Below are 21,379 nucleotides of genomic sequence, written 5' to 3'. Positions count from 1 at the left end.
GGTGACCCACCACACCACAAGCCCCGCGTCCCCATGGAGCCGTTGGCTCACGGCCGCCAGTACAGCGCGGGGTCGGGGTGGTCGGTGAAGCCGAGTTCGCGGTACAGCGGTTCGCCCTCGGCAGAGGCGTACAGGTCCACTCGGGCGACCTCTCGTTCCCCGAACCAGTCGAGCAGGCCCCGCATGATCGAGCGGCTGTGTCCGCGCCGCCGGTACGCAGGGTCGGTGACCACGCCGATCACATGCCCGATCCGGCCGTTGCGCAGGTGCGGACCGGGCAGCCGCTGCTCGATGGTGGCGATCCCACAAGCGGCCAGGCCACGATCCTCGGCGCCGTCGTCGCCGTCCACCACGAGGATCCGCACGGCATCCGCGGTCAGCTGTTCCTTCAGCACCACGGCCAGGGCGTCCAGCCAGCCGTCGTCCGCCGCCGCGGGGCTGAAGAAGTGACCGCCGAGGTTCTCGAACAGCAGGGCCCGCAGACGTACGAGCTCCACCAGGTCGTACTCCACGGCCTGTCGTACGGCCGGCCCGTTTCCCTTGCGTTGTCCCATGCCGACCAGACTGATGTAATGGCCTTATGCACCTCAACCCTTACGGCGAGGATGCCGTGAACCTGGCCGCCGATCTGGCCAACCGGCGCCCGGCCTGCGCCGAGGAGCTCGCGGACCGCTGCCGCGCCGCCGGGCTGGTGCTGGAGAACCCGGTCACCCCCCAAGATCTCGAACGCACCCAGGACGCGCTGGCGGCGTGGGAGAAGGTCGTCGATGCCACCGACGAACACGAGCGCGCCGAGCTGCTCAACCGGATGCTGGCGGCGGCCGCCGCCCACCCGCGGATGACCAACCACGCCGGCAGCGGCTGGCACCTGCACTTCCGCGACGACCGGCAGACACTCGGCTCCGTACTGTTCTCACTCATCGCCGTGGGTACCGCACTGCACCTGACCGGACGAGGCATGCACCGCCTCAGACGCTGCGCCGTGAGCGAGTGCACCACGATCTTCGCCGACACCTCCCGCACCGGACGCCGGCGGTACTGCTCCCCACGCTGCGCCAACCGCGACGCGGTACGCCGCCACCGGGCACGCGGCGTCTGACGTGCGTCACGACCGCCCCTATCCCCCGCGTGGTCAGTAGAGCATCCTCAGGGATGACCAAGTCTGGAAGAACCCGGCCCCAGAGCCGACCCGGTGGAGTTGGAGAGATACCGTGTTCTACTACGTGCTCAAGTATGTGCTTCTGGGTCCACTGTTGAGGCTGGTGTTCCGGCCCCGGATCGAGGGCCTTGAGCACATACCGGCGTCGGGCGCCGCCATCGTGGCCGGCAACCATCTCTCGTTCTCGGACCACTTCCTGATGCCCGCGATCCTGAAGCGGCGGATCACCTTCCTGGCGAAGGCCGAGTACTTCACGGGGCCCGGTATCAAGGGGCGGCTGACGGCCGCCTTCTTCCGCAGCGCCGGACAGATCCCGGTGGACCGCTCCGGCAAGGACGCGGGCCAGGCCGCGATCCGCGAGGGACTGGGCGTGCTGCGCAGGGACGAACTGCTCGGCATCTACCCGGAGGGGACGCGTTCGCACGACGGCCGCCTCTACAAGGGAAAGGTCGGCGTCGCGGTGATGGCGCTCAAGGCCGGGGTTCCGGTCATCCCCTGCGCCATGATCGGCACCTTCGAGGCACAGCCGCCGGGTCAGAAGATCCCGAGCCTCCACCCCGTGGTGATCCGCTTCGGGAAGCCCCTCGACTTCTCCCGCTACGCCGGGATGGAGAACGAGAAGGCCATCCTGCGCGCCGTCACCGACGAGATCATGTACGCCATCCTCACCCTCTCCGAGCAGGAGTACGTCGACCGGTACGCGGCCGTCGTCAAGGCGGAGGAGGCGGCCGAGGTCGCGGCACAGGCCCGCAAGTTCCCGCGGATGCCGCTGAGTTGAGAGACGCACGGCAGGCAGAAGGGGCGGCCGGGGATCCGGCCGCCCCTCTGTGCGTGGGGTGTTACGGGGTCGGCGTGGCGTGCGGGGTGCACGTCACATCGGCCGCGTCCGTCTTGCCGGTGAGCAAGTAGGAGTCCACCCGGGTGTTGATGCACGGGTTGACCAGGCCGGTCACACCGTGCGAGCCCGCACCGTTCTCGATGATCAGGCGGGAGCCCTTGAAGCGCTTGTGCAGTTCGACGGCGCCGGGGTACGGGGTGGCGGCGTCACGCGTGGACTGCACGATCAGGACGGCGGGCAGACCCTTGCCGGTCGTGACGTTCACCGGGGTCTGCTGCTTGACCGGCCAGGTCGCGCAGGGCAGGTTCATCCACGCGTTGGCCCACGTCATGAACGGGTAGCTCTTGTGAAGCTTCGTGTTGTCCTTGTCCCACTTCGACCAACTGGTGGGCCACTTGGCGTCGGCGCACTCGACGGCCGTGTAGACGGCGTTGCCGTTCTCCGAGGCGATGTTGCCCACGGTGTCGGACATGTCGGGGGCGGCGGCGGCGACGAGCGCCTGGGTGTCACCGGCGACGTACTTGCTGAACGCCGTCGCGACCGGCACCCACGACGAGTCGTAGTACGGGGCGCTCTGGAAGAAGGAGATCAGTTCGGCGGGGCCGACGACGCCACCGAGCGGGCTCTTCTTCGCGGCGGCCCGCAGCTTCAGCCACTGGTCCTGAACCTTGGCGCGGGTGTCGCCGAGGTGGAAGGCGGCGTCGTTCTTGGCGACCCAGTCCTCCCAGTCCTTCCAGCGGCCCTCGAAGGCGATGTCCTGCTCCAGGTTGGCCTGGTACCAGATGTTCTCCTTCGCCGGGTTGACGACACTGTCGACGACCATGCGGCGGACATGGCCCGGGAACAGGGTGCCGTAGACGGCGCCGAGGTAGGTGCCGTAGGAGACGCCCAGGTAGTTGAGCTTCTTCTCACCGAGTGCGGCCCGGATGACATCCAGGTCGCGGGCGGTGTTGGGCGTGGTCATCTGCGCCAGCATCGCCTTGCCGCTGCGCTTGGCGCAGCCGTCCGCGTACGCGGCGGCGAGCTTGCGCTGGACGCGCTTGTCGGCCTCGGAGTCCGGCACCGGGTCGGCCTTGGGCGCCTTCACGAACTCCTGAGGGTCAATGCAGGAGATCGGGGCCGAGTGGCCGACACCGCGCGGGTCGAAGCCCACGAAGTCGTACGCCTTCGAAGTGTTCACCCAGAGGGGGTTCTTGGTGGTGACGCGGCGCGGGAAGCGCATGCCCGAACCACCGGGGCCACCCGGGTTGTAGACGAGCGCGCCCTGGCGCTCCGCCTTGGTCCCGGTGTTCCCGATGCGGTCGACGGCGAGCTTGATCTGCTTGCCGTAGGGGTGGGCGTAGTCGAGCGGGACGGAGACCCAGCCGCACTGGATCGGCTTCTCGAAGCCCCAGTCCGCAGGGCAGTCCTGCCAGTTGATCCCGGCCTTCGAGGCTCGGGCGGCGGCGATCGCCGCGCCGCGGGCCTCACGGTTCTGACCGTGACGCGAGTCGGCGGTGGCCGACGGTGCCGCGACGGCTCCGGCTATCAGGGTCGCCGTGACGAGTGCTCCGGCCGAAGCGAACGCGGTCAGGCGTCTCGTCGGTCTCTTAGCCCTCAAGTGGGACCTCCCCGTACATCGTTGCGATTGGTACGGGGATCCTTTCGGCTGTGAGGTCCCTGGGAACAGGGGTGACCGGCCTTCTTTACCATTCCGATAACCGGAGCACCAAGTCCCGTTGAGCGGAGAGTACTTATCGACTTATCGGTCGAGTGCGCGCAAGGCCTCGTCCAGTACCCGCCGCAGCCGCAGCGCGTCCGGCGCCAGGGCGCTCACCAGAGCCGCGGGCCCGGCGAGCGGCATGAGGGCCGCGTACTCCCCCAACAGCCGCGCCTGCGGCGGCTCCCGCTCGAACTCCGGCCGTACGACGACGAGTTGACCCAGAGCCCGATGTCCCCCGAGTACCGCGGGGCCGTCCCAGCCGCCGAGCGCGCCGGGGCCGCACGACAGCTCCTGGTCCAGCAGCGGCCGTCCGTCGAGCCGCACGACAAGACGACTGGTGAGCCGTCCGGGTTGCTCGCCGACGCGCCCGAGCACCTGCTCCTCCCGGAAGACGAGCCGAGCGCCCGACCGGAGCTCGACGCGCGAGGACACATACAGATCACTCTCCTGGGCGGAGATCAACTGCTCGGGCAGCCAGCGCAGTTCACCCCCGCCGGACACGTCGAGCCGCACATCGTAACGGGCCTCGCCCTTGGCCTGTCCCGGCAGGGCGATGGTCGCGGCGGCCGATCCGACGTGCAGCCGGGCCCCCTCCCCCACCTCCGCCTCCACGGCGAAGCGGTCACCGCCGAGCGGCCCGCTCATCGCTCCGACGAGCATGACGCGTGCCTCGTCCCCGCTCGCCCGGGTGCGCCGCAGCGCGAGCGGCCCCTCTCCCTCCAGCACGGGCAGCGCGGTACCGCCGCGCCCGTCGGCCCGTGCCCCGATCCGTGCGGTGGCCCGCACTCCCGCTGTGGTCACGCCGTCCACGCGGTCAGCCGTTCCCGCACCCAGTCCGCGACGGCCGTCACCCCGGCCTCGGTCCGCAGCGACTGGAAGACGACGGGCAGCTCATCCCGCTGCGCCTTGGCGTCGGCGGCCATGCGTCCCAGGTCGGACCCCACGTACGGCGCGAGGTCGGTCTTGTTGACGACGAGCAGGTCGGCGGTGGTGACACCGGGCCCGCCCTTGCGCGGAATGTCGTCCCCGCCCGCCACGTCGATGACGAAGACCTGCGCGTCCACCAGTCCCCTGGAGAACGTCGCGGTGAGGTTGTCACCCCCGGACTCGACGAGGATGAGGTCCAGCGGCCCCACCTCGTCCTCCAGGTCCTCCACCGCTTCGAGGTTCGCGGAGATGTCGTCCCGGATCGCGGTGTGCGGGCACGCCCCCGTCTCCACGGCGGTGATCCGCTCCGGCGGCAGCACGGCCTCCCGCAGCAGGAACTCGGCGTCCTCCCGGGTGTAGATGTCGTTCGTGACGACCGCGAGCGACAGCTCGTCCCGCAGTGCCCGGCAGAGCGCGGCGACGGTCGCCGTCTTCCCGGAACCGACGGGCCCACCGAGCCCGATGCGCAGAGCGCGCCGCGAGCCGTCGGGCCGGCTGGCGTCGGCACTGACAGCCGAGGCCCCGTCGTGGGAGTGATCGTGGTCGAGATGCATGATTTCTTTCGGCTCCAAACTGTTCTTCGGCCCGGGCCGGCACCATCCAGCCCGTCCGGCGTTTGAGGACGAGGCCGTTCAGGCCGATACGGGGGTCTGGGGGCGGAGCCCCAGGGGAGGGAACGGGGGGCGATCCGCCTACGACGCGAAGAGCCGTACAGCCCAATCGGCATGCGCCTGCGCACTGATCTCCAGCAATGGCGCCGACGCCGAGGGCAAGACGTCGACCCCGCCGTCGGCCACGTTCCGCGCCGCGTCGGCCGCCGCACGCGCCACGACGTCCAGCTCCGGCGCGAGCCGGGCCAGCACCCCGGTGGCATCGAACGGATCTAGGCTCAGCAACCGCACCGTCGCGGTCGCCGGACCGCTGACGCTCTCGTACGCGGAGCAGTACGCGGCGTCCTCGGGCCCGAGCCCGGCGGCCCGCGCCACCAGCCCCAGTACGACCGGCTGATGCGCTCCCTTGGGAAAGGCCCGCGCCAGCGCGTCGAGTTCCCCGGACGGCCAGGTCGCCCGAGCCGCCCGCATCAACTGCCGCCCGAGCCGCCGCGCGGCGACCCGCAGGGCCGGCGACGGCGTCCGCGCGTCCGCGGCCGAGTCCAGCAGCGCCGGATCGACCCCGAGGGCGGCCGCCGCGGCCAGGGCGGCCGACACCAGCCCCGCCGTGTGCAGTCGTCCCCGGCAGAAGTCCTCCAGGCTCTCCGCCCCGCTGATCCGCCCGGCCTTGACAGCCGCCTCGGCCCCGCCGGAGTGGGCGTGCCCGCCGGCGGGGAAGCGGCCGTCGGCCAGGACGAGTAGTGCCGCGCGGGACATCAGAAGAGGAAGTAACGCTGGGCCATGGGCAGTTCTGAGGCCGGTGTGGCCTCGACCAGCTCCCCGTCGATGTGCACGGCGAAGCTGTCGGGATCGACCCGCACCCGCGGCCGGGCGTCGTTCTCCCGCATGTCGGCCTTGGTCACCCCACGCGTCGACTCGATCGCCACGAACCGCTTCCCCAGCGAGAGCCGCTCCGGCAGCCCGTCCTCGATGGCGAGCGGCGCCACGAAGTTGAACGAGTTCGAGGCCGGTGCCCGTCCGATCGCCCCGAACATCGGCCGGGGCAGGATCGGCTGCGGGGTCGGGATGGACGCGTTGGCGTCGCCCATCTGCGCGTACGCGATCTGCCCGCCCTTGATGACGAGCTGCGGCTTGACCCCGAAGAACGCGGGCTCCCACAGCACGAGGTCGGCGAGCTTGCCGGTCTCGACGGAGCCGATCTCGCGGGCGAGGCCCTGCGCGAGCGCCGGGTTGATCGTGTACTTGGCGACATAGCGACGTACGCGGTGGTTGTCCGCGCGCCCGTCACCGGGGAGGGCGCCGCGCCGCCGCTTCATCACATGGGCCGTCTGCCAGGTCCGCATGATGACCTCGCCGACCCGGCCCATCGCCTGGGCGTCGGAGGAGATGATCGAGATGGCGCCCAGGTCGTGCAGGATGTCCTCGGCCCCGATGGTGGAGGGCCGGATGCGGGACTCGGCGAAGGCCAGGTCCTCCGGGACGGCCGCGTTGAGGTGGTGGCAGACCATCAGCATGTCGAGGTGTTCCTCGGCGGTGTTGACGGTGTACGGCCGGGTCGGGTTGGTGGAGCTGGGCAGTATGTGCGGCTCGGAGACCACGGTCATGATGTCCGGCGCGTGCCCTCCGCCCGCGCCCTCGGTGTGGTAGGCGTGGATGCCGCGGCCGGCGATCGCGGCGAGCGTGTCGCCGACGAACCCGGCCTCGTTCAGGGTGTCCGTGTGGATGGCGACCTGGATGCCGGTGCGGTCGGCGACGGTCAGCGCGGCGTCGATGACGGCGGGCGTGGAGCCCCAGTCCTCGTGCAGCTTGAGACCGAGCGCCCCGCCCCGGATCTGCGACAGCATCGCGTCGCGCGAGACGGTGTTGCCCTTGCCGAGCAGACCGAAGTTGAGCGGGTACTGCTCCATCGCCTCCAGCATCCGGGCGAGGTGCCAGGGGCCGGGAGTGACCGTCGTCGCCTTCGAGCCCTCGGCGGGACCGGTGCCGCCGCCGACCAGCGTCGTGATGCCGGAGGCGAGCGCCTCGTCGGCGATCTGCGGACAGATCAGGTGGACGTGCGCGTCGATGGCGCCCGCGGTGACGATCCGTCCGTTGCCCGCGATGATCTCGGTCTCGGGGCCGATGACGAGGTCGGGGTGGACCCCGTCCATGGTGTCCGGATTGCCGGCCTTGCCGATGCCGGTGATCCGGCCGTCGCGGATGCCGACGTCGGCCTTGACGATCCCCCAGTGGTCGACGATCACGACACCCGTGATGACCGTGTCCGGAGTGCCGTCTGCGCGCGTAGCGCGCGCCTGGCCCATGGATTCGCGGATGACCTTGCCACCGCCGAAGACGGCCTCGTCACCGGCGAGCCCGGGGCCGCCGGAACGATCCTCTTCGATCTCGATCAGCAGGTCGGTGTCGGCGAGCCGGATGCGGTCGCCGGTGGTGGGGCCGAACAGGTCGGCATACGCGGCACGCGAGAGCTCAGGCATCGAGGGCACCTCCGGTCTCCCCGCGCAGGCCGGGCACGACACGGGCGCCGGTGAGCGGAACGAGTTCGACGTCGACGGGGATCCCGGGCTCGAAGCGCACGGCGGTGCCGGCCGCGACGTTGAGCCGCTTGCCGCGCGCGGCGGCGCGGTCGAAGTCCAGACCGGGGTTGGCCTCGGCGAAGTGGTAGTGGGAGCCGACCTGAATGGGTCGGTCGGCGGCGTTGAGGACGGTCAGCCGGGTGACCTCGCGTCCCTCGTTGAAGGCGACGGGTCCGTCGGCGAACAGGATCTCTCCGGGAATCACGGCTCTCGCTCCCCCGTCAGACGATCGGGTCGTGGACGGTGACGAGCTTGGTGCCGTCCGGGAAGGTCGCCTCGACCTGGACGTCGTGGATCATCTCGGGGATGCCGTCCATGACGTCGTCCCGGGTGAGGATCTTGCGCCCGGAGGACATCAGCTCGGCGACCGTACGGCCGTCGCGCGCGCCTTCGAGGATGTGCGACGTGATGAGGGCGACCGCCTCGGGGTGGTTCAGTTTGAGCCCGCGGGCCCGTCGCTTCTCGGCCACGTCGGCGGCCACATGGATCAGCAGCCTCTCTTGCTCGTGCGGGGTCAGTTGCACGGCGTCCCACCTCACAGTCCTCGCTCCGGACCGTGCGGGGTCCGGTGGCCGCAGCCACCAAAACCCCTGGTGGCATGGATGGGCACGCTAGTTGGCCGTCGTTTCAAGGACGTTAACCCGGCTGTGATCCACTCATGACCGACGTGGACGCTCCTGGGCCGTCGTCGGGGCCGCCGCCCGGGACGAGGCCGTGGCTGCGACCGTATACGGCGCGATGGTCGCCTGCCCTGCGGCACGGCCGTCGCCGTCGCCGGGGCCCTACGAGGCGCCGTGCCCCCGGTGCTCGGCCGCGATGCCGAAGCGCTGGCGCTCACGCGGGGCGGACGCGACCTCGCGGACGCTGGAGAGGGAACTGACCACCTGTTCCTCGGTGGACTCCGGGAGTTCCTCGAGCCGCTCCAGGTCGGCGGCGGAGACCAGGGCGACGAGGGGCTTGCCGTGTCGCGTCACGACGACGCGCTCACCTCCGTACACCACCCGGTTGATCAGATCGGCGAGCTCAGCCCTGGCTTGCGTCACCGGAATCTCGTAGGCCATGCCCACCAGCTTAGACCGGGCCCCCGGCACCCCCACAGAGCGGACGATCTCGTCCAGCTCCACCGAAAACGTTCCGTTCGCACGATCGAGCGCCCGTCTCCACCGGCGGCGCACGGGATTTTCGCTGTCAGCCGAGCCGCCTTCCCGGACTCTGTACGTCCTGTACATTTTTTACAGAACCCCTCAGAGGAGGCGCGTGCCATGAATGAACCGTCCGCCCGTCATGTCCTGCCCGAGTTCACCGAGCGGACGAGCATGGGGCACCGGACCCTGGATCCGTACTCGAAGTTGCTCGACGAGCGGATCGTGTTCCTGGGGACGCCGATCGACGACACCTCGGCGAACGACGTGATGGCGCAGTTCATGCACCTCGAATACCTGGCGCCGGACCAGGACATCGCGCTGTACATCAACTCTCCCGGCGGCTCGTTCAGCGCGATGACGGCGATCTACGACACGATGCAGTTCGTCAGCTGCGACGTGGAGACCACCTGCCTGGGGCAGGCCGCGTCGGCCGCCGCCGTGCTGCTGGCCGGCGGCGCGCCGGGCAAGCGGTTCGCGCTGCCGGGGGCCCGGGTGCTGATCCACCAGCCGTCACTTGCCGAGCCGGTACAGGGACAGGCGAGCGATCTGGCCCTCCAGGCCGAGGAGTTGATGCGCACTCGAAGGCTGCTGGAGGACATGCTCGTACGGCACACGGGGCAGAGTCCTGAACAGGTCGCCGCCGACATCGAGCGGGACAAGATCCTGGACGCTCAGGCCGCGTTGGCGTACGGACTGGTGGACGGGATCATCCCCAGCCGCAAGACCTCGCGCACCGCGCCCGGTGCGAGGAACGCCACACCCGACGCGAGGTGATCCGCCGATGGTGCCCGAACTGCCCCCGCTGCCCGCGCTGACGCGAGCCGAGGCCGAGTTGATCGACCGTTACCTCGACGTGGTCGACCTGCTCGGCCGCATCAACCCGGCCAGGCCCGGAGACACCTACCGCGGGCTGCGCGCCGCCCAGGCGCTGGTCGCCAAGGCCGGCGAGCTGCGGGACGCCCTCGCGCTGATGCACCAGCGCGGCGAGAGCGAGGTGCACGCGCCGACGCTGGCACAGGCCCTGCGCGTCCTCGACGGTGAGCGACGGGCGGCCCGCGTCACGCTGCCGCCCGACGCCGACAACTGACACCTCCACACCCGGGCCGCCGTGCGCGCCGAGTCGGCGAGGCGTCCGGCCCGGGGTTCAAACGGACCAGATGGAGTACCCCCTGATGGAGTACTCACACACCCCTTCGGGGAACCGAAAAAGTTGCGCAACGCGCGTGGCCCGGAGGCGGAATGAGATGCTCCGGTGCTGGTGGGCGCGTCGTCGATGTCCCCAACATCGCCCGAACAGGGGGTCGTCCACCCGAACGGGTGAGTGGTGAGTAACCCCACAAATCGCCGGTTCCGCTCGGATTTTCGGACCACCATGCGTGAAGATCCCTTCCGACGACAAGCCCCCGCCACACCGGCGGGGCGGTCCGGGCGGACGCCGAGTCCTGCCGCTGCCCGGATGACCGGTCGACAGAAGTGCATCGGCAGGAGTGGAGGACCCAGCAAGACGGGTCGCCGGAGAGATCCGGGCGGCCCTTGGGGTGAAGCCGCGCAAGCGGCCGGGCTACTTCGCCAGCCCGAATCCGACAGGTCATCCTTCACAGGCGGCTGACGAAGGGTTGCGCATGACTGCGCTCAATCGTGTCCCGTCGCTGTGGACCCGGGCCGGTACGGCCTCGGCGCTCACTCTCGCCGCCGTGGGCGGCAGCCTTGTGGTTCCCGGCGTCGCATCCGACGCCGAAGCGGCCACCTTGGCGACGAAGGCACTTCAGGTCGCGGCTTCCAAGAAGGGCTCCCCGTACCAGTACGGCGCCGCCGGGCCACGCCGCTTCGACTGCTCCGGGCTGACGCTCTACTCGTACAAGAAGGCGGGCAAGACGCTGCCTCGTACGGCCGCTGCGCAGTACAACAAGACGCACCACATCTCCGCGTCCCATCGCAAGGCCGGAGACCTGGTGTTCTTCCACTCGGGCCGGAACGTGTACCACGTCGGCATCTACGCCGGGAAGGGAAAGATCTGGCACTCCCCGAAGACCGGGGAGGTCGTGAAGCTGCAGAAGATCTGGACGAAGAGCGTCTGGTACGGCCGGGTCAGCTGACCTGCCCGAGGGGGTGCCGCCGGCCGGCACCCCCTCGGGGTCCCACCCCCCGGGGCGTGAAAAGTGGACGGACCGGTTACTCGTTCACCATGGCTGAACGACCTCCCCCCGAGGAGCGGAACGAGACGCCCCTCGAGCGTGCCGATCGCAACTTCGGCGAGCTGCTCCAGGAACTGCGCGTCACGCAGACCGGTGTGCAGATCCTCTTCGCGTTCCTGCTGACACTGGCGTTCACTCCGCGCTTCCCGTCCCTCGACACGGTGCAGCGCGCCACGTACGTCACCACGCTCCTGCTGGCCGTGGTGGCCGCCGCGCTCTTCACGGCGCCGGCCGCACTGCACAGGTCGCTGTTCCGGCAGGGCGCCAAGCCGACCATCGTGCGGGTCTCCTCGGTCCTGGCCACGATCGGGATGGGCGTGCTCATGCTGGCGCTGACGGGATCGGTGCTGCTCGTCGTGGACGTGGCACTGGGACGCGCCGCCGGGATCGCCTCGGGCGCGGGCACCCTGCTCGTCTGTGTGGCGCTGTGGGGCGTCCTGCCCCGCGTGGTGCAACGTACGGTCGTCAGCGCGGCAGCGGCTCCGAAAGAAGCACCGGACCGAGAACCGTGAGCGCGTGGCGTCCGGCGTCCGCCCGCTGTGGCAGGGTCCGTCAGCAACGCGCGCTCGACCCGAAGGCGCCGATCACCTTCCTCAGCCTGCTGGCGCGGTTCGTGCCCGCGGGCAGTCGGGCGATGAGCGCGGCCGCAGCGCCCTCGCGGGCGATTCGTCCCGGCTGCCGCCGACCGGACCGGCCGGACAGTGCGGTCGCACCGGAGACGGTGGCCAGGACGGCGGCACCTTCGGACGCGCCGCGCTGATCAGACACGACAACTGAGCCGCTCCTCAGGGCTCTTGTGGGCCGCCGGCCGTCACCGGCTGGGCCGGCACCGTCCAGGGCAGCTCGATGGCGACCGTCTTGCCGCCCTCGCGGGTGGGCCGGACGACGAGTCTGCCGCCGCATTCGGCGGTCAGCCAGCGGATGATCACCATGCCGCGCCCGTTGTCCTGCTGGACGGCGGCAGGCAGGCGTTTCGGAAAGCGCGGATGGCTGTCGGTGACGCCGATCCGCAGGTGTTCGTCTCGGTCGAGCCGGACGTCCACGGTGAAGGTGGGCGACTGCCCGAACGTGTGCTGGACGGCGTTGGTGGCTAGTTCTGACACGATCAGGCGTACGGTGTCCGCGACTTCCGCGTCGCACGGCAGGCCCCATTCGGCCAGCACATCGGCGACGAAATTCCGGGCCGCGGAGACCGAGGCGGGATCGCTCGGCAGAGTGACGGATGCTTCCTGGTGGTCTGCCATGGCGACGTCGTCCCTTTCCCACGGGACCGGAGTCCGACACGGAGCGGATGGTTCGAGTACGGTCCCGGACTGGTGCTTCGCGCCAGACTGCCATCACTGGGCCGGTCACGGGTGCGATCCACCGAGATATGCATATATCTGTCGCTCGATGCGGTGAACTCTGCGACGGCGGAGCGTATTTGGGCGGCCCGGAAGGAGTAAGGAGGACGGCCATGCAGCACGGTCCCGCGGTGCGCCGCCGCAAGCTCGGTGCCGAACTGCGCGCGCTGCGCGCCGGTGTGGGCCTCACCAGTGGGGAGGCGGCCCGTCTCGTCGGCTGGCACCAGTCGAAGGTGAGCCGGATCGAGACCGGTATCAGTGGGGTGAAACCGGCCGACGTGGAACGCCTGTTGGACGCCTACGCCGTCACGGAGTCCGAGTTACGGGAGCTCCTGGTCGGCCTCGCGGGCTCCGAGGGCAATGGGCGCCACCACTGGTGGCACGCCTACCGCGGGGTCCTGCCGCCCGCGTACCGCGACTTCATCAGTCTGGAGTCCCAGGCCAGCGACATGCGCACGCTGGAGACCTCGGTGGTACCCGGACTGCTCCAAACACCCGAGTACGCGCGGGAGGTGACCCGGGTCGCCGTCGGAGGCCTGGAGGACGACAAACTCGACGCGCTCGTCGAGGTGCGCCTCGCCCGGCAGGACGTCCTGCGTTCGGACCCGCCGCTGGAACTGACCGCGGTCCTGGACGAGGCCGTGTTAAAACGCGAGGTCGGCGGCCCGGAGGTGATGGCTCGGCAACTGGAGCGTCTGCGAGAGGCGGCCGTCCTGCCTCAAGTGCGGCTTCAGGTCCTGCCGTTCGCCGCCGGAGCCCATATCGGCGTCACCGGGCCTTTCGTTATCTTCTCATTTCCGAACACAACTGATCTGGATGTGGTTGTTCTCGACCACTTGACGAGTAGCCTCTATCTCGAACGGAAAGAAGACCTTCAGGCCTACACCGAGGCCTTCAACGCCCTTCAGTTCCACGCCCTTTCGCCCGAGGACTCGTTGGACTACATCGCCGGGATAGGTGACGGCGCGTAAGGAGGCACCCCCATGACTGCACTGCCTCGGTACGTACGTTCCAGTACTTCACTCCGCGACGTGCGATGGCTGCGCAGCAGCCGCAGTACGGGAATGAACAACTGCGTCGAGACGGCCCGACCCGGCCCAGGACCCTGGGCCGGACTGGTCGCGGTGCGCGATTCCAAGAACAAGGCCGGCCCCGCCCTGCTCTTCACTCCCGCGAGCTGGGAGGGCTTTGTCGCCGGACTGAGCTGATCACGCCGACGGCGTGCTCGATCTGCGCGTCGGTGAGGTCAGCGCGGGCGGTCAGCCGCAGCCGTGAGATGCCGTCCGGCACGGACGGGGGGCGGAAGCAGCCGACGGCGAGTCCCGCTTCCCGGCAGTCGGCGGCCCACCGCACGGCCTGTTCGGGGGACGGCGCGCGCACGGAGACCACGGCGGCGTCCGGTCGTACGGCTTCCAGGCCCTCGGCGGTCAGCCGGGTGTGCAGCGCCGTCGCCACCTCACGGGCCCGGGCGGCGCGCTCCGGCTCACGGCGCAGCAGCCTGAGCGCCGCGAGGGCCGCGCCCGCCGCCGCGGGCGCGAGACCGGTGTCGAAGATGAAGGTGCGCGCCGCGTTGACCAGGTGGTCGATGACCGCGGCGGGGCCGAGGACGGCGCCGCCCTGGCTGCCGAACGACTTGGAGAGCGTGACGGTCACGACCACGTCCGGGGCACCCGCGAGCCCCGCGGCCTGCGGGGCGCCCCGGCCGCCGTCACCCAGGACGCCCAGCCCGTGCGCGTCGTCGACGAGCAGCGCCGCGCCGTGCTCGCGGCAGGCGGTGGCGAGTTCGGCCAGCGGGGCCGCGTCGCCGTCCACCGAGAAGACCGTGTCGGACACGGCGACGGCGGGACCCTCGTGCGTGCCCAGCGCCTTGCGTACGGCTTCGGGGTCGGCGTGCGCCACGACCTGGGTCGCACCCCGGGCGAGCCGGCAGCCGTCGATGAGGGAGGCGTGGTTGCCCGCGTCCGAGACGACCAGCGAGCCGTGCGGCGCGAGCGTGGTCACGGCGGCGAGGTTGGCCGCGTAGCCGGAGGAGAGGACGAGCGCGGACTCGAAGCCGCAGAAGTCGGCGAGCTCGCGTTCGAGTTCGCCGTGAAGTTCGGTCGTGCCGGAGACGAGCCGCGAGCCGGTCGCGCCGGCGCCCCAGCGGCGGGCGGCCGCCGCGGCGGCCTCCGTGATCTCGGGGTGGCGGGCCATCCCGAGGTAGTCGTTGCTCGCCAGATCGAGAAGGGGTGAGTCGGCGGCGCGGGGGCGCAGGGTACGGACGAGTCCGGCCTGCCGGCGCTGGTACGCCTGCTCGTCGATCCACGCGAACGGCGATCCGGCCATGCTGGTGCCTCCGGGCCCTGAGAGTGGTCGTGAGGGGGTCATGAGGGTGGTCGTTTTGTAGGCAGTGCACAGACCCTAGCGGGACGACGCGGCGCCCATGATGTGGCAATACCCACACGTCGAACCGTCTCTGTTGTGCAAACTCTCCTTGGCCGCAGCGGCTCGCATACGTCAGGATCGGATCTCATGGACCTGCTGAACACGCTGGTGGACAAGGGGCTTCGGCGCGAGCTGCCGACCCGTGACGAGGCGCTGGCCGTGCTGGCCACGTCCGACGACGACGTGCTCGACGTGGTGGCCGCGGCCGGAAAAGTCCGCCGGCACTGGTTCGGCCGTCGAGTGAAACTCAACTATCTGGTCAATCTGAAGTCCGGTCTGTGCCCCGAGGACTGCTCGTACTGCTCGCAGCGCCTCGGCTCCAAGGCCGACATCCTCAAGTACACCTGGCTCAAGCCCGACCAGGCCTCGCAGGCCGCGGCGGCCGGGCTCGCCGGGGGCGCCAAGCGGGTCTGCCTGGTGGCCAGCGGCCGCGGTCCGACGGACCGTGACGTGGACCGGGTCTCCGACACCATCAAGGCGATCAAGGACCGACACGAGAACGTCGAGGTGTGCGCCTGCCTCGGCCTGCTCTCCGACGGCCAGGCCGAGCGGCTGCGCGAGGCGGGCGCGGACGCCTACAACCACAACCTGAACACGTCCGAGGGGACGTACGGGGACATCACGACCACGCACACGTACGCCGACCGGGTGGAAACAGTCCAAAAGGCGCACGCGGCCGGTCTGTCGGCCTGCTCGGGTCTGATCGCGGGCATGGGCGAGTCGGACGAGGACCTCGTCGACGTCGTCTACTCGCTGCGCGAGCTCGACCCGGACTCCGTTCCGGTGAACTTCCTGATCCCCTTCGAGGGCACCCCGCTCGCCAAGGAGTGGAACCTCACCCCGCAGCGGTGCCTGCGCATCCTGGCCATGGTCCGTTTCGTCTGTCCGGACGTGGAGGTCCGCATCGCGGGCGGCCGCGAGGTCCACCTCCGCACGATGCAGCCGCTCGCCCTCAACCTGGCCAACTCGATCTTCCTCGGCGACTACCTCACCAGCGAGGGCCAGGCGGGCAAGGCCGACCTGGAGATGATCGCGGACGCCGGGTTCGAGGTGGAGGGCGCGGGCGAGGTGACCCTGCCGGAGCACCGCGTGACGGCGGGCGCCGGCTGCGGTGCCCACGCCGAGGCCGGGTGCGGCTCGCACACGGACGCCGGGTGCGGCTCGCACGAGGGCGGCGGCGTCTGCGGTTCCGTGCAGGCGCAGGCCAAGGAGGAGCAGCCCTCCGAGGCGCGTACGGATCTCGTCGCCGTACGCCGCCGAGGTGCCGGGACGGACCTCGCCCCCAATGCCTGACCGGTCCGAGCCCTCCACGCTGCCCGTGCGCGACCTGCTGGAGCTGGACCGGCGGCACGTCTGGCATCCGTACGGCCCCATGCCCGGCCGCCAGGAGCCCCTCGTCGTGGAGTCGGCGAGCGGGGTACGCCTGCGGCTGGCGGACGGCTCGGGTGAACTGGTCGACGGCATGTCGTCCTGGTGGTCGGCCATCCACGGCTACAACCACCCGGTCCTCAACGACGCGGCGCGCGACCAGCTGGAGCGCATGAGCCATGTCATGTTCGGCGGGCTCACGCACGAGCCCGCCGTACGGCTGGCGAAGCGCCTGGTCGACATCACGCCCGAGGGCCTGGAGCACGTCTTTCTCGCCGACTCCGGCTCGGTGTCGGTCGAGGTCGCGGTCAAGATGTGCCTCCAGCACTGGCGCTCGCTCGGCCAGCCGGGCAAGCAGCGGCTGCTGACCTGGCGCGGCGGCTACCACGGGGACACCTGGCAGCCGATGTCGGTGTGCGACCCCGAGGGCGGGATGCACGAGCTGTGGCAGGGCGTGCTCCAGCGCCAGGTGTTCGCCGACACCCCTCCGGTCGAGTACGAGGAGTCGTACGCCGACCATCTGCGCGAGCTGATCGGGCGGCACGCCGACGAGCTCGCCGCGGTGATCGTGGAGCCGGTGGTACAGGGCGCGGGCGGGATGCGGTTTCACTCCCCGGCGTATCTGCGGGTGCTGCGGGAGGCGTGCGACGCGCACGACGTGCTGCTCGTCCTCGACGAGATCGCGACCGGCTTCGGCCGTACGGGCGCTCTGTTCGCCGCGGAGCACGCCGGCGTCACGCCGGACGTGATGTGCGTCGGCAAGGCGCTGACCGGCGGCTATATGACGATGGCGGCGACGCTCTGCACGGCACGGGTGGCCGAGGGCATCTCACGCGGTGAGGTCCCGGTCCTGGCTCACGGCCCGACCTTCATGGGCAATCCGCTGGCCGCCGCGGTGGCCTGCGCCTCGATCGACCTGCTGCTCGGACAGGACTGGCAGACCGAGGTCAAGCGGATCGAGGCGGGTCTGCGGGACGGGCTGGCGGCGGCGTCCTCGCTGCCGGGTGTCCGGGACGTACGTGTCCTGGGCGCGATCGGCGTCGTCCAGCTCGACCACGAGGTCGACATGTTGGCGGCCACGGCGGCGGCCGTGCGCGAGGGCGTGTGGCTGCGCCCGTTCCGCGACCTCGTCTACACGATGCCGCCGTACGTCACGGGTGACGCGGACCTGGCACGGATCGCGCGCGCGGTGTGCGCGGCGGCGCGGGAGGGATGACATGGCGGTTCTGGTGATCACGGGGACGGGCACCGAGGTCGGCAAGACGGTCACGACGGCCGCCGTCGCCGCCACGGCCGTCGCGGCCGGACGCTCCGTTGCCGTCCTCAAGCCGGCGCAGACGGGTGTACGCCCGGACGAGCGCGGGGACGCCGACGAGGTGGCCCGGCTCGCGGGCGCCGTGACGACGCTCGAACTCGCCCGCTATCCGGAGCCGCTGGCTCCCGCGACGGCCGCGCGGCGGGCCTCCCTGCCCCCCGTACGCCCGGTCGCGGTGGCGGAGGCGGCGGCCAAACTGGCCACCGAGCACGACCTCGTGCTGGTCGAGGGAGCGGGCGGTCTCCTCGTCCGCTTCGACGACGAGGGCGGCACGCTGGCGGACGCGGCGAGCCTGCTGGACGCGCCGGTGCTGGTGGTGGCATCAGCGGGCCTCGGCACCCTGAACACCACCGAGCTGACGGCTCGTGAACTGCGGCGTCGGGGTCTTGACTTGGCGGGAATCGTCATCGGCAGCTGGCCCGACTCCCCCGACCTGGCATCGCGTTGCAACCTCGCGGACCTGCCCCTCGTGGCCGAAGCCCCGCTCCTGGGCGCGCTGCCCGCGGGGGCAGGTGCCTTTGACGTCACCGACTTCCGTGCGGACGCGCCGAGCTGGCTGGCGCCGCGGCTCGGGGGGGGCTGGAATACGCACACTTTCCACTCGACGCAGGCAGCAGGCGCCCCGTAAGGGGCGCGGGGCTGTGACACTATGCGGCTCTGCCGCGTGGGCGCGACCAGCCACGACCCACCCGCAGCCGACCAACGACACCAAGCCCCCCTCACCCCTCCCCCAACAACCGCACCAGCTCGATCCGCGACCGAATCCCCAACCTCGCGAACACCCCGCGCAGATGGTGATCAATCGTCCGCGGACTGAGCAGCAACCGCGCCGCGATCTCCCGGTTGGTCGCCCCGTCGGCCGCCATGCGCGCGACCATCAACTGCTGCGCGGTGAGGCGGGCGACGAGGTCGTCGGCGCCCCGCACCGGGGAGGCGGGCTCCCCCAGGACACGGAGTTCGGTCCGCGCCGCCGCCGCACACTGCGGCGAACCGAAGTGCTCGAACGCCTCGAGGGCGCTGTGCAGCCGGTCGCGGGCCTCCGTCCGGTGCCGCAGTCGCCGTAGCGCACCGCCGAACAGCAGCTCCGTGCGGGCGCGTTCGAAGTCACGGGTGCCCGAGGCGTGCAGGTCGAGGGCGGTGCGGTAGTGCTCGACGGCCTCCGCGCCGGAGGCGAGCAGGGCCCGGCAGCGGGCGCTGAGCGCCAGGTCGTCGGGGCTGCGCACGGTACGCGCCCAGTGGTCGTAGTCGGCGTGGGCGGCCCGGGCGACGCGTGTGTCGCCGGTGCGGACGGCGGCCTCGACGTAGTGCGGTGTGGCGATGTGACGGATGGCCCGGTGCCCGTGCCCGGGGCCGAATCCGGCGAGGGCGCGCAGCCGGGCCGCGGAGGCGGCGAAGCGGCCGGTGCTCAGGTCGAGGAAGGCGAGCGCGAACAGGGCCAGCGCGGCGGGCAGGCCCAGCCCGCGTGCGAGGGCGTAGGAGCGGGCGGCCTCGGCGCGCTCCCGGCAGACGTCCTCGTCGCCGGTGACCGCGGCGAACATCGCGAGGGCCGCCTGCAGATGGCAGGCCCCGTTGTCCTGGCCGGTGGTGTACGCCTGGCGCAGGGCCTCCAGGGTGGCGGCCTCGGCGGCTCGTGGCCGACCGGTCCAGAAGTCGGCGTACGCCCGGAACTCCATGGCCTGGGGAACGGTGACCCCGTCTCCCCCGGCCCGGGCGGAGGCGGCGGCCCGGACGGTGGCGGTGGCGGCCGCGGTGTGGTCGCCGAGCATGAGTGCGGCGATCCCGGAGTGGATCAGCAGGGTGGGGTCGCCCCCGGGACCGCAGCGCCCGGCCGCCGCCTTCAGCAGATCGCGCGCGTCGTCGTACCGGCCCTCGAACGCCGCGGCCAGCCCGCCCAGCGTGCCGGGCGGCACGATCCCGAGCCGGTCGGCGACGGCCGCCGCCTCCCGGCATCGGCGCAGGTCGCCGGTGTAGATCGCGGCTTCGGTGGCGCGGGCGAGGAGGTGGACGGCGGCGTGGTGGGGGTGGTCCGTACGGGCCGGCCCCGGCCCGTCGTCGGCGTAGCGCACCGCGGCTGTCAGCAGCGCGTCGAACGCGTCCGTCGCGTTGCCCGCGCGCAGCGCGAGCAGACCGCCCAGGGCGTCGTCGTCGGTGGCGGCGACGAGCCGGCGGGCACGGTCGGCGTCGCCGGACCGCCAGGCGTCGGCGGCGGCGCGGGCGAGCAGCCGGGCCCGCTCGCTCGGCTCGGGGGACAGCGCGGCGGCGCGTTCGACGAGGGCGCAGGCCAGGGCGTGGTCGCCCGCGGTGCGCGCGGTGTGGGCAGCCGCCCTGAGTTCGGCGGCGAGGCGTCGGCTGGGGCCGAGGGCGGCGGCGCCCCGGTGCCAGGACCGCCGGGGTGACTCCCCCTCGCCGCGCAGGACCCGGGCGAGCAGGAGGTGGACGGCGCGCCGGTCCGTCACGGATGCGGTCTCGTAGGCCGCTATCCGGGTCCACGGATCGCGGAAGACGATCCCGCCCGCCGTGGCGTGGGCGACTCCGGCCACCTCGGCGGTGACGAGGGGCCGGGTGTCGAGCCGGGCCGCGGTGACGGCCCGCAGGAAGGCGTGGGTGTCGACCGGGTACTGGTCGGCCGCCGCCAGGAGCAGGAGGCGCCGGGTGGTGTCGGGCAGGGCGCGGACCTCCTGGCGGTACGCGCGCAGGAGTACGGGAGGCTGTGCCGGCAGCGGGTCGAGGCCGGTCAGCTGACGCTCGGTCAGCGCGGAGGCGAGTTTCGCGGCGGCGCGGCGGTCGCCGTGCGCGGTGCGCAGGATCCGTACCCGTACGCCTTCGGGAAGCGAGGGGCCGAGCTCGGGTTGTGCGGGGCCGCGTACGGGGTTCACCGAAGTCACCACGCGAATGACGTTACTGGTGAGTTAACTGGCAAGTAAAGACCGGCGATTTCGCCGATGCGGCGCGCGTAGACCCCGGCTGACACTCCAGGCACCCCACCCTTGTCTGGAGGCACCATGCAACGCCGCTTGCGTCGCATCGCCACGTTCTTCTCCGCCGTGGTCGCAGCGCTCCTAGTGTCGCTCTCCCTGTCCGCGGTCCCCGCCCGGGCCGCGACCCACAACCCCGTCATCTTCGTGCACGGCCTGAGCAGTTCGGCGAGCAGTTGGGACGACTGGATCGCCGACTTCAAGGCCGACGGCTACAGCGGCTCCGAACTGTTCGCGTGGTCGTACGACTGGGGACAGTCGAACGTGACCACGGCCCAGCAGCTCTCCACCGAGGTAAAGAACGTCCTCACGCAGACCGGCGCGTCGAAGGTGGACCTGGTCGTCCACTCCATGGGTGCGCTCAGCGCCCGCTACTACCTCAAGAACCTCGGCGGGACCTCGTACGTCGACGACTTCGTGTCCACCGCCGGGGTGAACCACGGAACCACGGTCGCGAGCTGGTGCACGTGGCTCTACACCTCGTGCGCCGAGATGTACACCGGCAGTTCGTTCCTGACCGCGCTGAACTCCGGCGACGAGACGCCGGGCAGTGTCTCGTACGCCAGTTACTGGTCGAACTGCGACGAGCTGATCAACCCGGACACCAGCGCGATCCTGAGCGGCGCCACCAATGTGGAGGCCGGCTGCATCTCGCACACCGACATGAACAACGCCTACGGCGTCTACGAACAGGTGCGCGACTTCATCGCCTGACGTGTGCGGCCGGCCGGTGTATGACGTAGGCCGAGCGTCGTAGAGCGTGTGGCGGACGTTCTGGGGGGACAATCCCGGTAAGACCCC

Annotated in this window: 25 protein-coding genes and 1 riboswitch; of the genes, 12 read left to right on the top strand and 13 right to left on the bottom strand. The window is 71.1% G+C overall.

What is annotated here, in order from left to right:
- Positions 1 to 47 precede the first annotated feature (47 nt).
- Positions 48 to 554, bottom strand: coding sequence for a GNAT family N-acetyltransferase (locus ACFZDJ_RS12760; RefSeq protein ID WP_384907592.1), 507 nt, complete (start codon positions 552 to 554; stop codon positions 48 to 50).
- Positions 555 to 580: 26 nt separating this feature from the next.
- Here ACFZDJ_RS12760 and ACFZDJ_RS12755 point away from each other — a divergent pair, with 26 nt between their 5' ends.
- Together ACFZDJ_RS12755 and ACFZDJ_RS12750 are read left to right on the top strand one after the other, a co-directional pair.
- The gene (locus ACFZDJ_RS12755; RefSeq protein ID WP_391058344.1) at positions 581 to 1,099 is read left to right on the top strand and encodes a CGNR zinc finger domain-containing protein; all 519 of its coding nucleotides are present in this window, start codon (positions 581 to 583) and stop codon (positions 1,097 to 1,099) included.
- A gap of 112 nt (positions 1,100 to 1,211) precedes the next feature.
- Positions 1,212 to 1,937 carry a 1-acyl-sn-glycerol-3-phosphate acyltransferase gene (locus tag ACFZDJ_RS12750; protein ID WP_168489798.1) on the top strand — a complete coding sequence of 242 codons (726 nt, stop codon included), beginning with the start codon at positions 1,212 to 1,214 and terminating at the stop codon, positions 1,935 to 1,937.
- Between the two features lie 61 nt (positions 1,938 to 1,998).
- Here ACFZDJ_RS12750 and ACFZDJ_RS12745 read toward each other — a convergent pair whose 3' ends face one another.
- The 8 genes from ACFZDJ_RS12745 to ACFZDJ_RS12710 all read right to left on the bottom strand — a co-directional run bounded on the left by ACFZDJ_RS12745 (position 1,999) and on the right by ACFZDJ_RS12710 (position 8,874).
- Complete coding sequence (locus ACFZDJ_RS12745) at positions 1,999 to 3,597, bottom strand: alpha/beta fold hydrolase (RefSeq protein ID WP_391058341.1); 1,599 nt, start codon at positions 3,595 to 3,597, stop codon at positions 1,999 to 2,001.
- A gap of 141 nt (positions 3,598 to 3,738) precedes the next feature.
- Entirely contained in the window at positions 3,739 to 4,500 is a 762-nt protein-coding gene (locus tag ACFZDJ_RS12740; protein ID WP_390937298.1) for an urease accessory protein UreD, read from the bottom strand.
- Entirely contained in the window at positions 4,497 to 5,180 is a 684-nt protein-coding gene (gene ureG, locus ACFZDJ_RS12735) for an urease accessory protein UreG (protein ID WP_168506694.1), read from the bottom strand. Before ureG ends, ACFZDJ_RS12740 begins: the two co-directional genes overlap by 4 nt.
- Before the next feature lie 138 nt (positions 5,181 to 5,318).
- On the bottom strand, positions 5,319 to 5,993 hold the full coding sequence (locus ACFZDJ_RS12730; protein WP_390937294.1) for an urease accessory UreF family protein: 675 nt from the start codon (positions 5,991 to 5,993) through the stop codon (positions 5,319 to 5,321).
- Positions 5,993 to 7,714 carry an urease subunit alpha gene (locus ACFZDJ_RS12725; RefSeq protein ID WP_384907604.1) on the bottom strand — a complete coding sequence of 574 codons (1,722 nt, stop codon included), beginning with the start codon at positions 7,712 to 7,714 and terminating at the stop codon, positions 5,993 to 5,995. The genes ACFZDJ_RS12730 and ACFZDJ_RS12725 overlap by 1 nt, the downstream gene beginning before the upstream one ends.
- Positions 7,707 to 8,018 carry an urease subunit beta gene (locus ACFZDJ_RS12720; protein ID WP_384907606.1) on the bottom strand — a complete coding sequence of 104 codons (312 nt, stop codon included), beginning with the start codon at positions 8,016 to 8,018 and terminating at the stop codon, positions 7,707 to 7,709. Before ACFZDJ_RS12720 ends, ACFZDJ_RS12725 begins: the two co-directional genes overlap by 8 nt.
- A gap of 16 nt (positions 8,019 to 8,034) precedes the next feature.
- Positions 8,035 to 8,337 carry an urease subunit gamma gene (locus ACFZDJ_RS12715; RefSeq protein WP_168506700.1) on the bottom strand — a complete coding sequence of 101 codons (303 nt, stop codon included), beginning with the start codon at positions 8,335 to 8,337 and terminating at the stop codon, positions 8,035 to 8,037.
- A gap of 258 nt (positions 8,338 to 8,595) precedes the next feature.
- On the bottom strand, positions 8,596 to 8,874 hold the full coding sequence (locus ACFZDJ_RS12710; RefSeq protein WP_384907608.1) for a type II toxin-antitoxin system Phd/YefM family antitoxin: 279 nt from the start codon (positions 8,872 to 8,874) through the stop codon (positions 8,596 to 8,598).
- A gap of 201 nt (positions 8,875 to 9,075) precedes the next feature.
- Between ACFZDJ_RS12710 and ACFZDJ_RS12705 the strand changes: the two genes are divergently transcribed.
- The 4 genes from ACFZDJ_RS12705 (at position 9,076) to ACFZDJ_RS12690 (ending at position 11,665) form a co-directional block, all read left to right on the top strand.
- Positions 9,076 to 9,732, top strand: a complete 657-nt coding sequence (locus ACFZDJ_RS12705; protein ID WP_384907610.1) for an ATP-dependent Clp protease proteolytic subunit — start codon at positions 9,076 to 9,078, stop codon at positions 9,730 to 9,732.
- 7 nt (positions 9,733 to 9,739) lie between these two features.
- A complete protein-coding gene (locus tag ACFZDJ_RS12700) occupies positions 9,740 to 10,045 on the top strand; it encodes a hypothetical protein (protein WP_101407848.1) in 306 nt (101 codons plus the stop codon).
- Between the two features lie 346 nt (positions 10,046 to 10,391).
- A riboswitch (cyclic di-AMP (ydaO/yuaA leader) is annotated at positions 10,392 to 10,577 on the top strand.
- 3 nt (positions 10,578 to 10,580) lie between these two features.
- On the top strand, positions 10,581 to 11,054 hold the full coding sequence (locus ACFZDJ_RS12695; RefSeq protein WP_054228982.1) for a C40 family peptidase: 474 nt from the start codon (positions 10,581 to 10,583) through the stop codon (positions 11,052 to 11,054).
- An 89-nt stretch (positions 11,055 to 11,143) separates the two neighbouring features.
- Positions 11,144 to 11,665 (top strand): DUF6328 family protein, encoded by a 522-nt coding sequence (locus ACFZDJ_RS12690; protein WP_384907613.1) that lies wholly within the window; start codon positions 11,144 to 11,146, stop codon positions 11,663 to 11,665.
- Between the two features lie 40 nt (positions 11,666 to 11,705).
- On the opposite strand, the gene ACFZDJ_RS12685 is transcribed toward ACFZDJ_RS12690, so the two are convergent.
- Complete coding sequence (locus tag ACFZDJ_RS12685; RefSeq protein WP_391058338.1) at positions 11,706 to 11,921, bottom strand: hypothetical protein; 216 nt, start codon at positions 11,919 to 11,921, stop codon at positions 11,706 to 11,708.
- A gap of 17 nt (positions 11,922 to 11,938) precedes the next feature.
- The gene (locus ACFZDJ_RS12680; protein WP_054228985.1) at positions 11,939 to 12,397 is read right to left on the bottom strand and encodes an ATP-binding protein; all 459 of its coding nucleotides are present in this window, start codon (positions 12,395 to 12,397) and stop codon (positions 11,939 to 11,941) included.
- A 212-nt stretch (positions 12,398 to 12,609) separates the two neighbouring features.
- Here ACFZDJ_RS12680 and ACFZDJ_RS12675 point away from each other — a divergent pair, with 212 nt between their 5' ends.
- Both ACFZDJ_RS12675 and ACFZDJ_RS12670 read left to right on the top strand, forming a co-directional pair.
- Complete coding sequence (locus ACFZDJ_RS12675; RefSeq protein WP_390937284.1) at positions 12,610 to 13,467, top strand: Scr1 family TA system antitoxin-like transcriptional regulator; 858 nt, start codon at positions 12,610 to 12,612, stop codon at positions 13,465 to 13,467.
- 12 nt (positions 13,468 to 13,479) lie between these two features.
- Entirely contained in the window at positions 13,480 to 13,704 is a 225-nt protein-coding gene (locus ACFZDJ_RS12670; protein WP_099940115.1) for a DUF397 domain-containing protein, read from the top strand.
- On the opposite strand, the gene ACFZDJ_RS12665 is transcribed toward ACFZDJ_RS12670, so the two are convergent.
- Positions 13,661 to 14,821, bottom strand: coding sequence for an aminotransferase class I/II-fold pyridoxal phosphate-dependent enzyme (locus tag ACFZDJ_RS12665; RefSeq protein WP_391058335.1), 1,161 nt, complete (start codon positions 14,819 to 14,821; stop codon positions 13,661 to 13,663). The genes ACFZDJ_RS12670 and ACFZDJ_RS12665 overlap by 44 nt on opposite strands.
- 186 nt (positions 14,822 to 15,007) lie before the next feature.
- Between ACFZDJ_RS12665 and bioB the strand changes: the two genes are divergently transcribed.
- The 3 genes from bioB to bioD are packed head-to-tail and all read left to right on the top strand — an operon-like array spanning position 15,008 to position 18,231.
- Positions 15,008 to 16,213 (top strand): biotin synthase BioB, encoded by a 1,206-nt coding sequence (bioB, locus tag ACFZDJ_RS12660; protein ID WP_391058333.1) that lies wholly within the window; start codon positions 15,008 to 15,010, stop codon positions 16,211 to 16,213.
- On the top strand, positions 16,206 to 17,504 hold the full coding sequence (locus ACFZDJ_RS12655; protein WP_391058330.1) for an adenosylmethionine--8-amino-7-oxononanoate transaminase: 1,299 nt from the start codon (positions 16,206 to 16,208) through the stop codon (positions 17,502 to 17,504). The genes bioB and ACFZDJ_RS12655 overlap by 8 nt, the downstream gene beginning before the upstream one ends.
- Position 17,505: 1 nt before the next feature.
- Positions 17,506 to 18,231 (top strand): dethiobiotin synthase, encoded by a 726-nt coding sequence (gene bioD / locus ACFZDJ_RS12650; RefSeq protein ID WP_391058327.1) that lies wholly within the window; start codon positions 17,506 to 17,508, stop codon positions 18,229 to 18,231.
- Positions 18,232 to 18,322: 91 nt separating this feature from the next.
- On the opposite strand, the gene ACFZDJ_RS12645 is transcribed toward bioD, so the two are convergent.
- Positions 18,323 to 20,491: a LuxR C-terminal-related transcriptional regulator gene (locus tag ACFZDJ_RS12645; protein ID WP_391058325.1), complete on the bottom strand. Its 2,169-nt coding sequence runs from the start codon at positions 20,489 to 20,491 to the stop codon at positions 18,323 to 18,325.
- A gap of 114 nt (positions 20,492 to 20,605) precedes the next feature.
- Here ACFZDJ_RS12645 and ACFZDJ_RS12640 point away from each other — a divergent pair, with 114 nt between their 5' ends.
- Positions 20,606 to 21,292 carry an alpha/beta fold hydrolase gene (locus ACFZDJ_RS12640; RefSeq protein WP_391058322.1) on the top strand — a complete coding sequence of 229 codons (687 nt, stop codon included), beginning with the start codon at positions 20,606 to 20,608 and terminating at the stop codon, positions 21,290 to 21,292.
- Positions 21,293 to 21,379 lie beyond the last annotated feature (87 nt).

This window comes from Streptomyces sp. NPDC007896 (genome assembly GCF_042959425.1).
Classification (GTDB): domain Bacteria; phylum Actinomycetota; class Actinomycetes; order Streptomycetales; family Streptomycetaceae; genus Streptomyces.
Note: the sequence above shows the minus strand (reverse complement) of the source record. Positions and strands in the feature narration are given on the sequence as shown.

Excerpts from the sequence above, each read along its gene's own strand:
- ACFZDJ_RS12700 (WP_101407848.1), top strand. The coding sequence starts at position 9,740 with ATGGTGCCCGAACTGCCCCCGCTGCCCGCGCTGACGCGAGCCGAGGCC.
- ACFZDJ_RS12670 (WP_099940115.1), top strand. The coding sequence starts at position 13,480 with ATGACTGCACTGCCTCGGTACGTACGTTCCAGTACTTCACTCCGCGAC.
- ACFZDJ_RS12710 (WP_384907608.1), bottom strand. The coding sequence starts at position 8,874 with ATGGCCTACGAGATTCCGGTGACGCAAGCCAGGGCTGAGCTCGCCGAT.
- bioB (WP_391058333.1), top strand. The coding sequence starts at position 15,008 with ATGGACCTGCTGAACACGCTGGTGGACAAGGGGCTTCGGCGCGAGCTG.
- ACFZDJ_RS12695 (WP_054228982.1), top strand. The coding sequence starts at position 10,581 with ATGACTGCGCTCAATCGTGTCCCGTCGCTGTGGACCCGGGCCGGTACG.
- ACFZDJ_RS12705 (WP_384907610.1), top strand. The coding sequence starts at position 9,076 with ATGAATGAACCGTCCGCCCGTCATGTCCTGCCCGAGTTCACCGAGCGG.
- ACFZDJ_RS12665 (WP_391058335.1), bottom strand. The coding sequence starts at position 14,821 with ATGGCCGGATCGCCGTTCGCGTGGATCGACGAGCAGGCGTACCAGCGC.
- ACFZDJ_RS12690 (WP_384907613.1), top strand. The coding sequence starts at position 11,144 with ATGGCTGAACGACCTCCCCCCGAGGAGCGGAACGAGACGCCCCTCGAG.
- ACFZDJ_RS12640 (WP_391058322.1), top strand. The coding sequence starts at position 20,606 with ATGCAACGCCGCTTGCGTCGCATCGCCACGTTCTTCTCCGCCGTGGTC.
- ACFZDJ_RS12730 (WP_390937294.1), bottom strand. The coding sequence starts at position 5,993 with ATGTCCCGCGCGGCACTACTCGTCCTGGCCGACGGCCGCTTCCCCGCC.
- ACFZDJ_RS12760 (WP_384907592.1), bottom strand. The coding sequence starts at position 554 with ATGGGACAACGCAAGGGAAACGGGCCGGCCGTACGACAGGCCGTGGAG.
- ACFZDJ_RS12755 (WP_391058344.1), top strand. The coding sequence starts at position 581 with ATGCACCTCAACCCTTACGGCGAGGATGCCGTGAACCTGGCCGCCGAT.
- ACFZDJ_RS12725 (WP_384907604.1), bottom strand. The coding sequence starts at position 7,714 with ATGCCTGAGCTCTCGCGTGCCGCGTATGCCGACCTGTTCGGCCCCACC.
- bioD (WP_391058327.1), top strand. The coding sequence starts at position 17,506 with ATGGCGGTTCTGGTGATCACGGGGACGGGCACCGAGGTCGGCAAGACG.
- ACFZDJ_RS12680 (WP_054228985.1), bottom strand. The coding sequence starts at position 12,397 with ATGGCAGACCACCAGGAAGCATCCGTCACTCTGCCGAGCGATCCCGCC.
- ACFZDJ_RS12655 (WP_391058330.1), top strand. The coding sequence starts at position 16,206 with ATGCCTGACCGGTCCGAGCCCTCCACGCTGCCCGTGCGCGACCTGCTG.
- ACFZDJ_RS12675 (WP_390937284.1), top strand. The coding sequence starts at position 12,610 with ATGCAGCACGGTCCCGCGGTGCGCCGCCGCAAGCTCGGTGCCGAACTG.
- ureG (WP_168506694.1), bottom strand. The coding sequence starts at position 5,180 with ATGCATCTCGACCACGATCACTCCCACGACGGGGCCTCGGCTGTCAGT.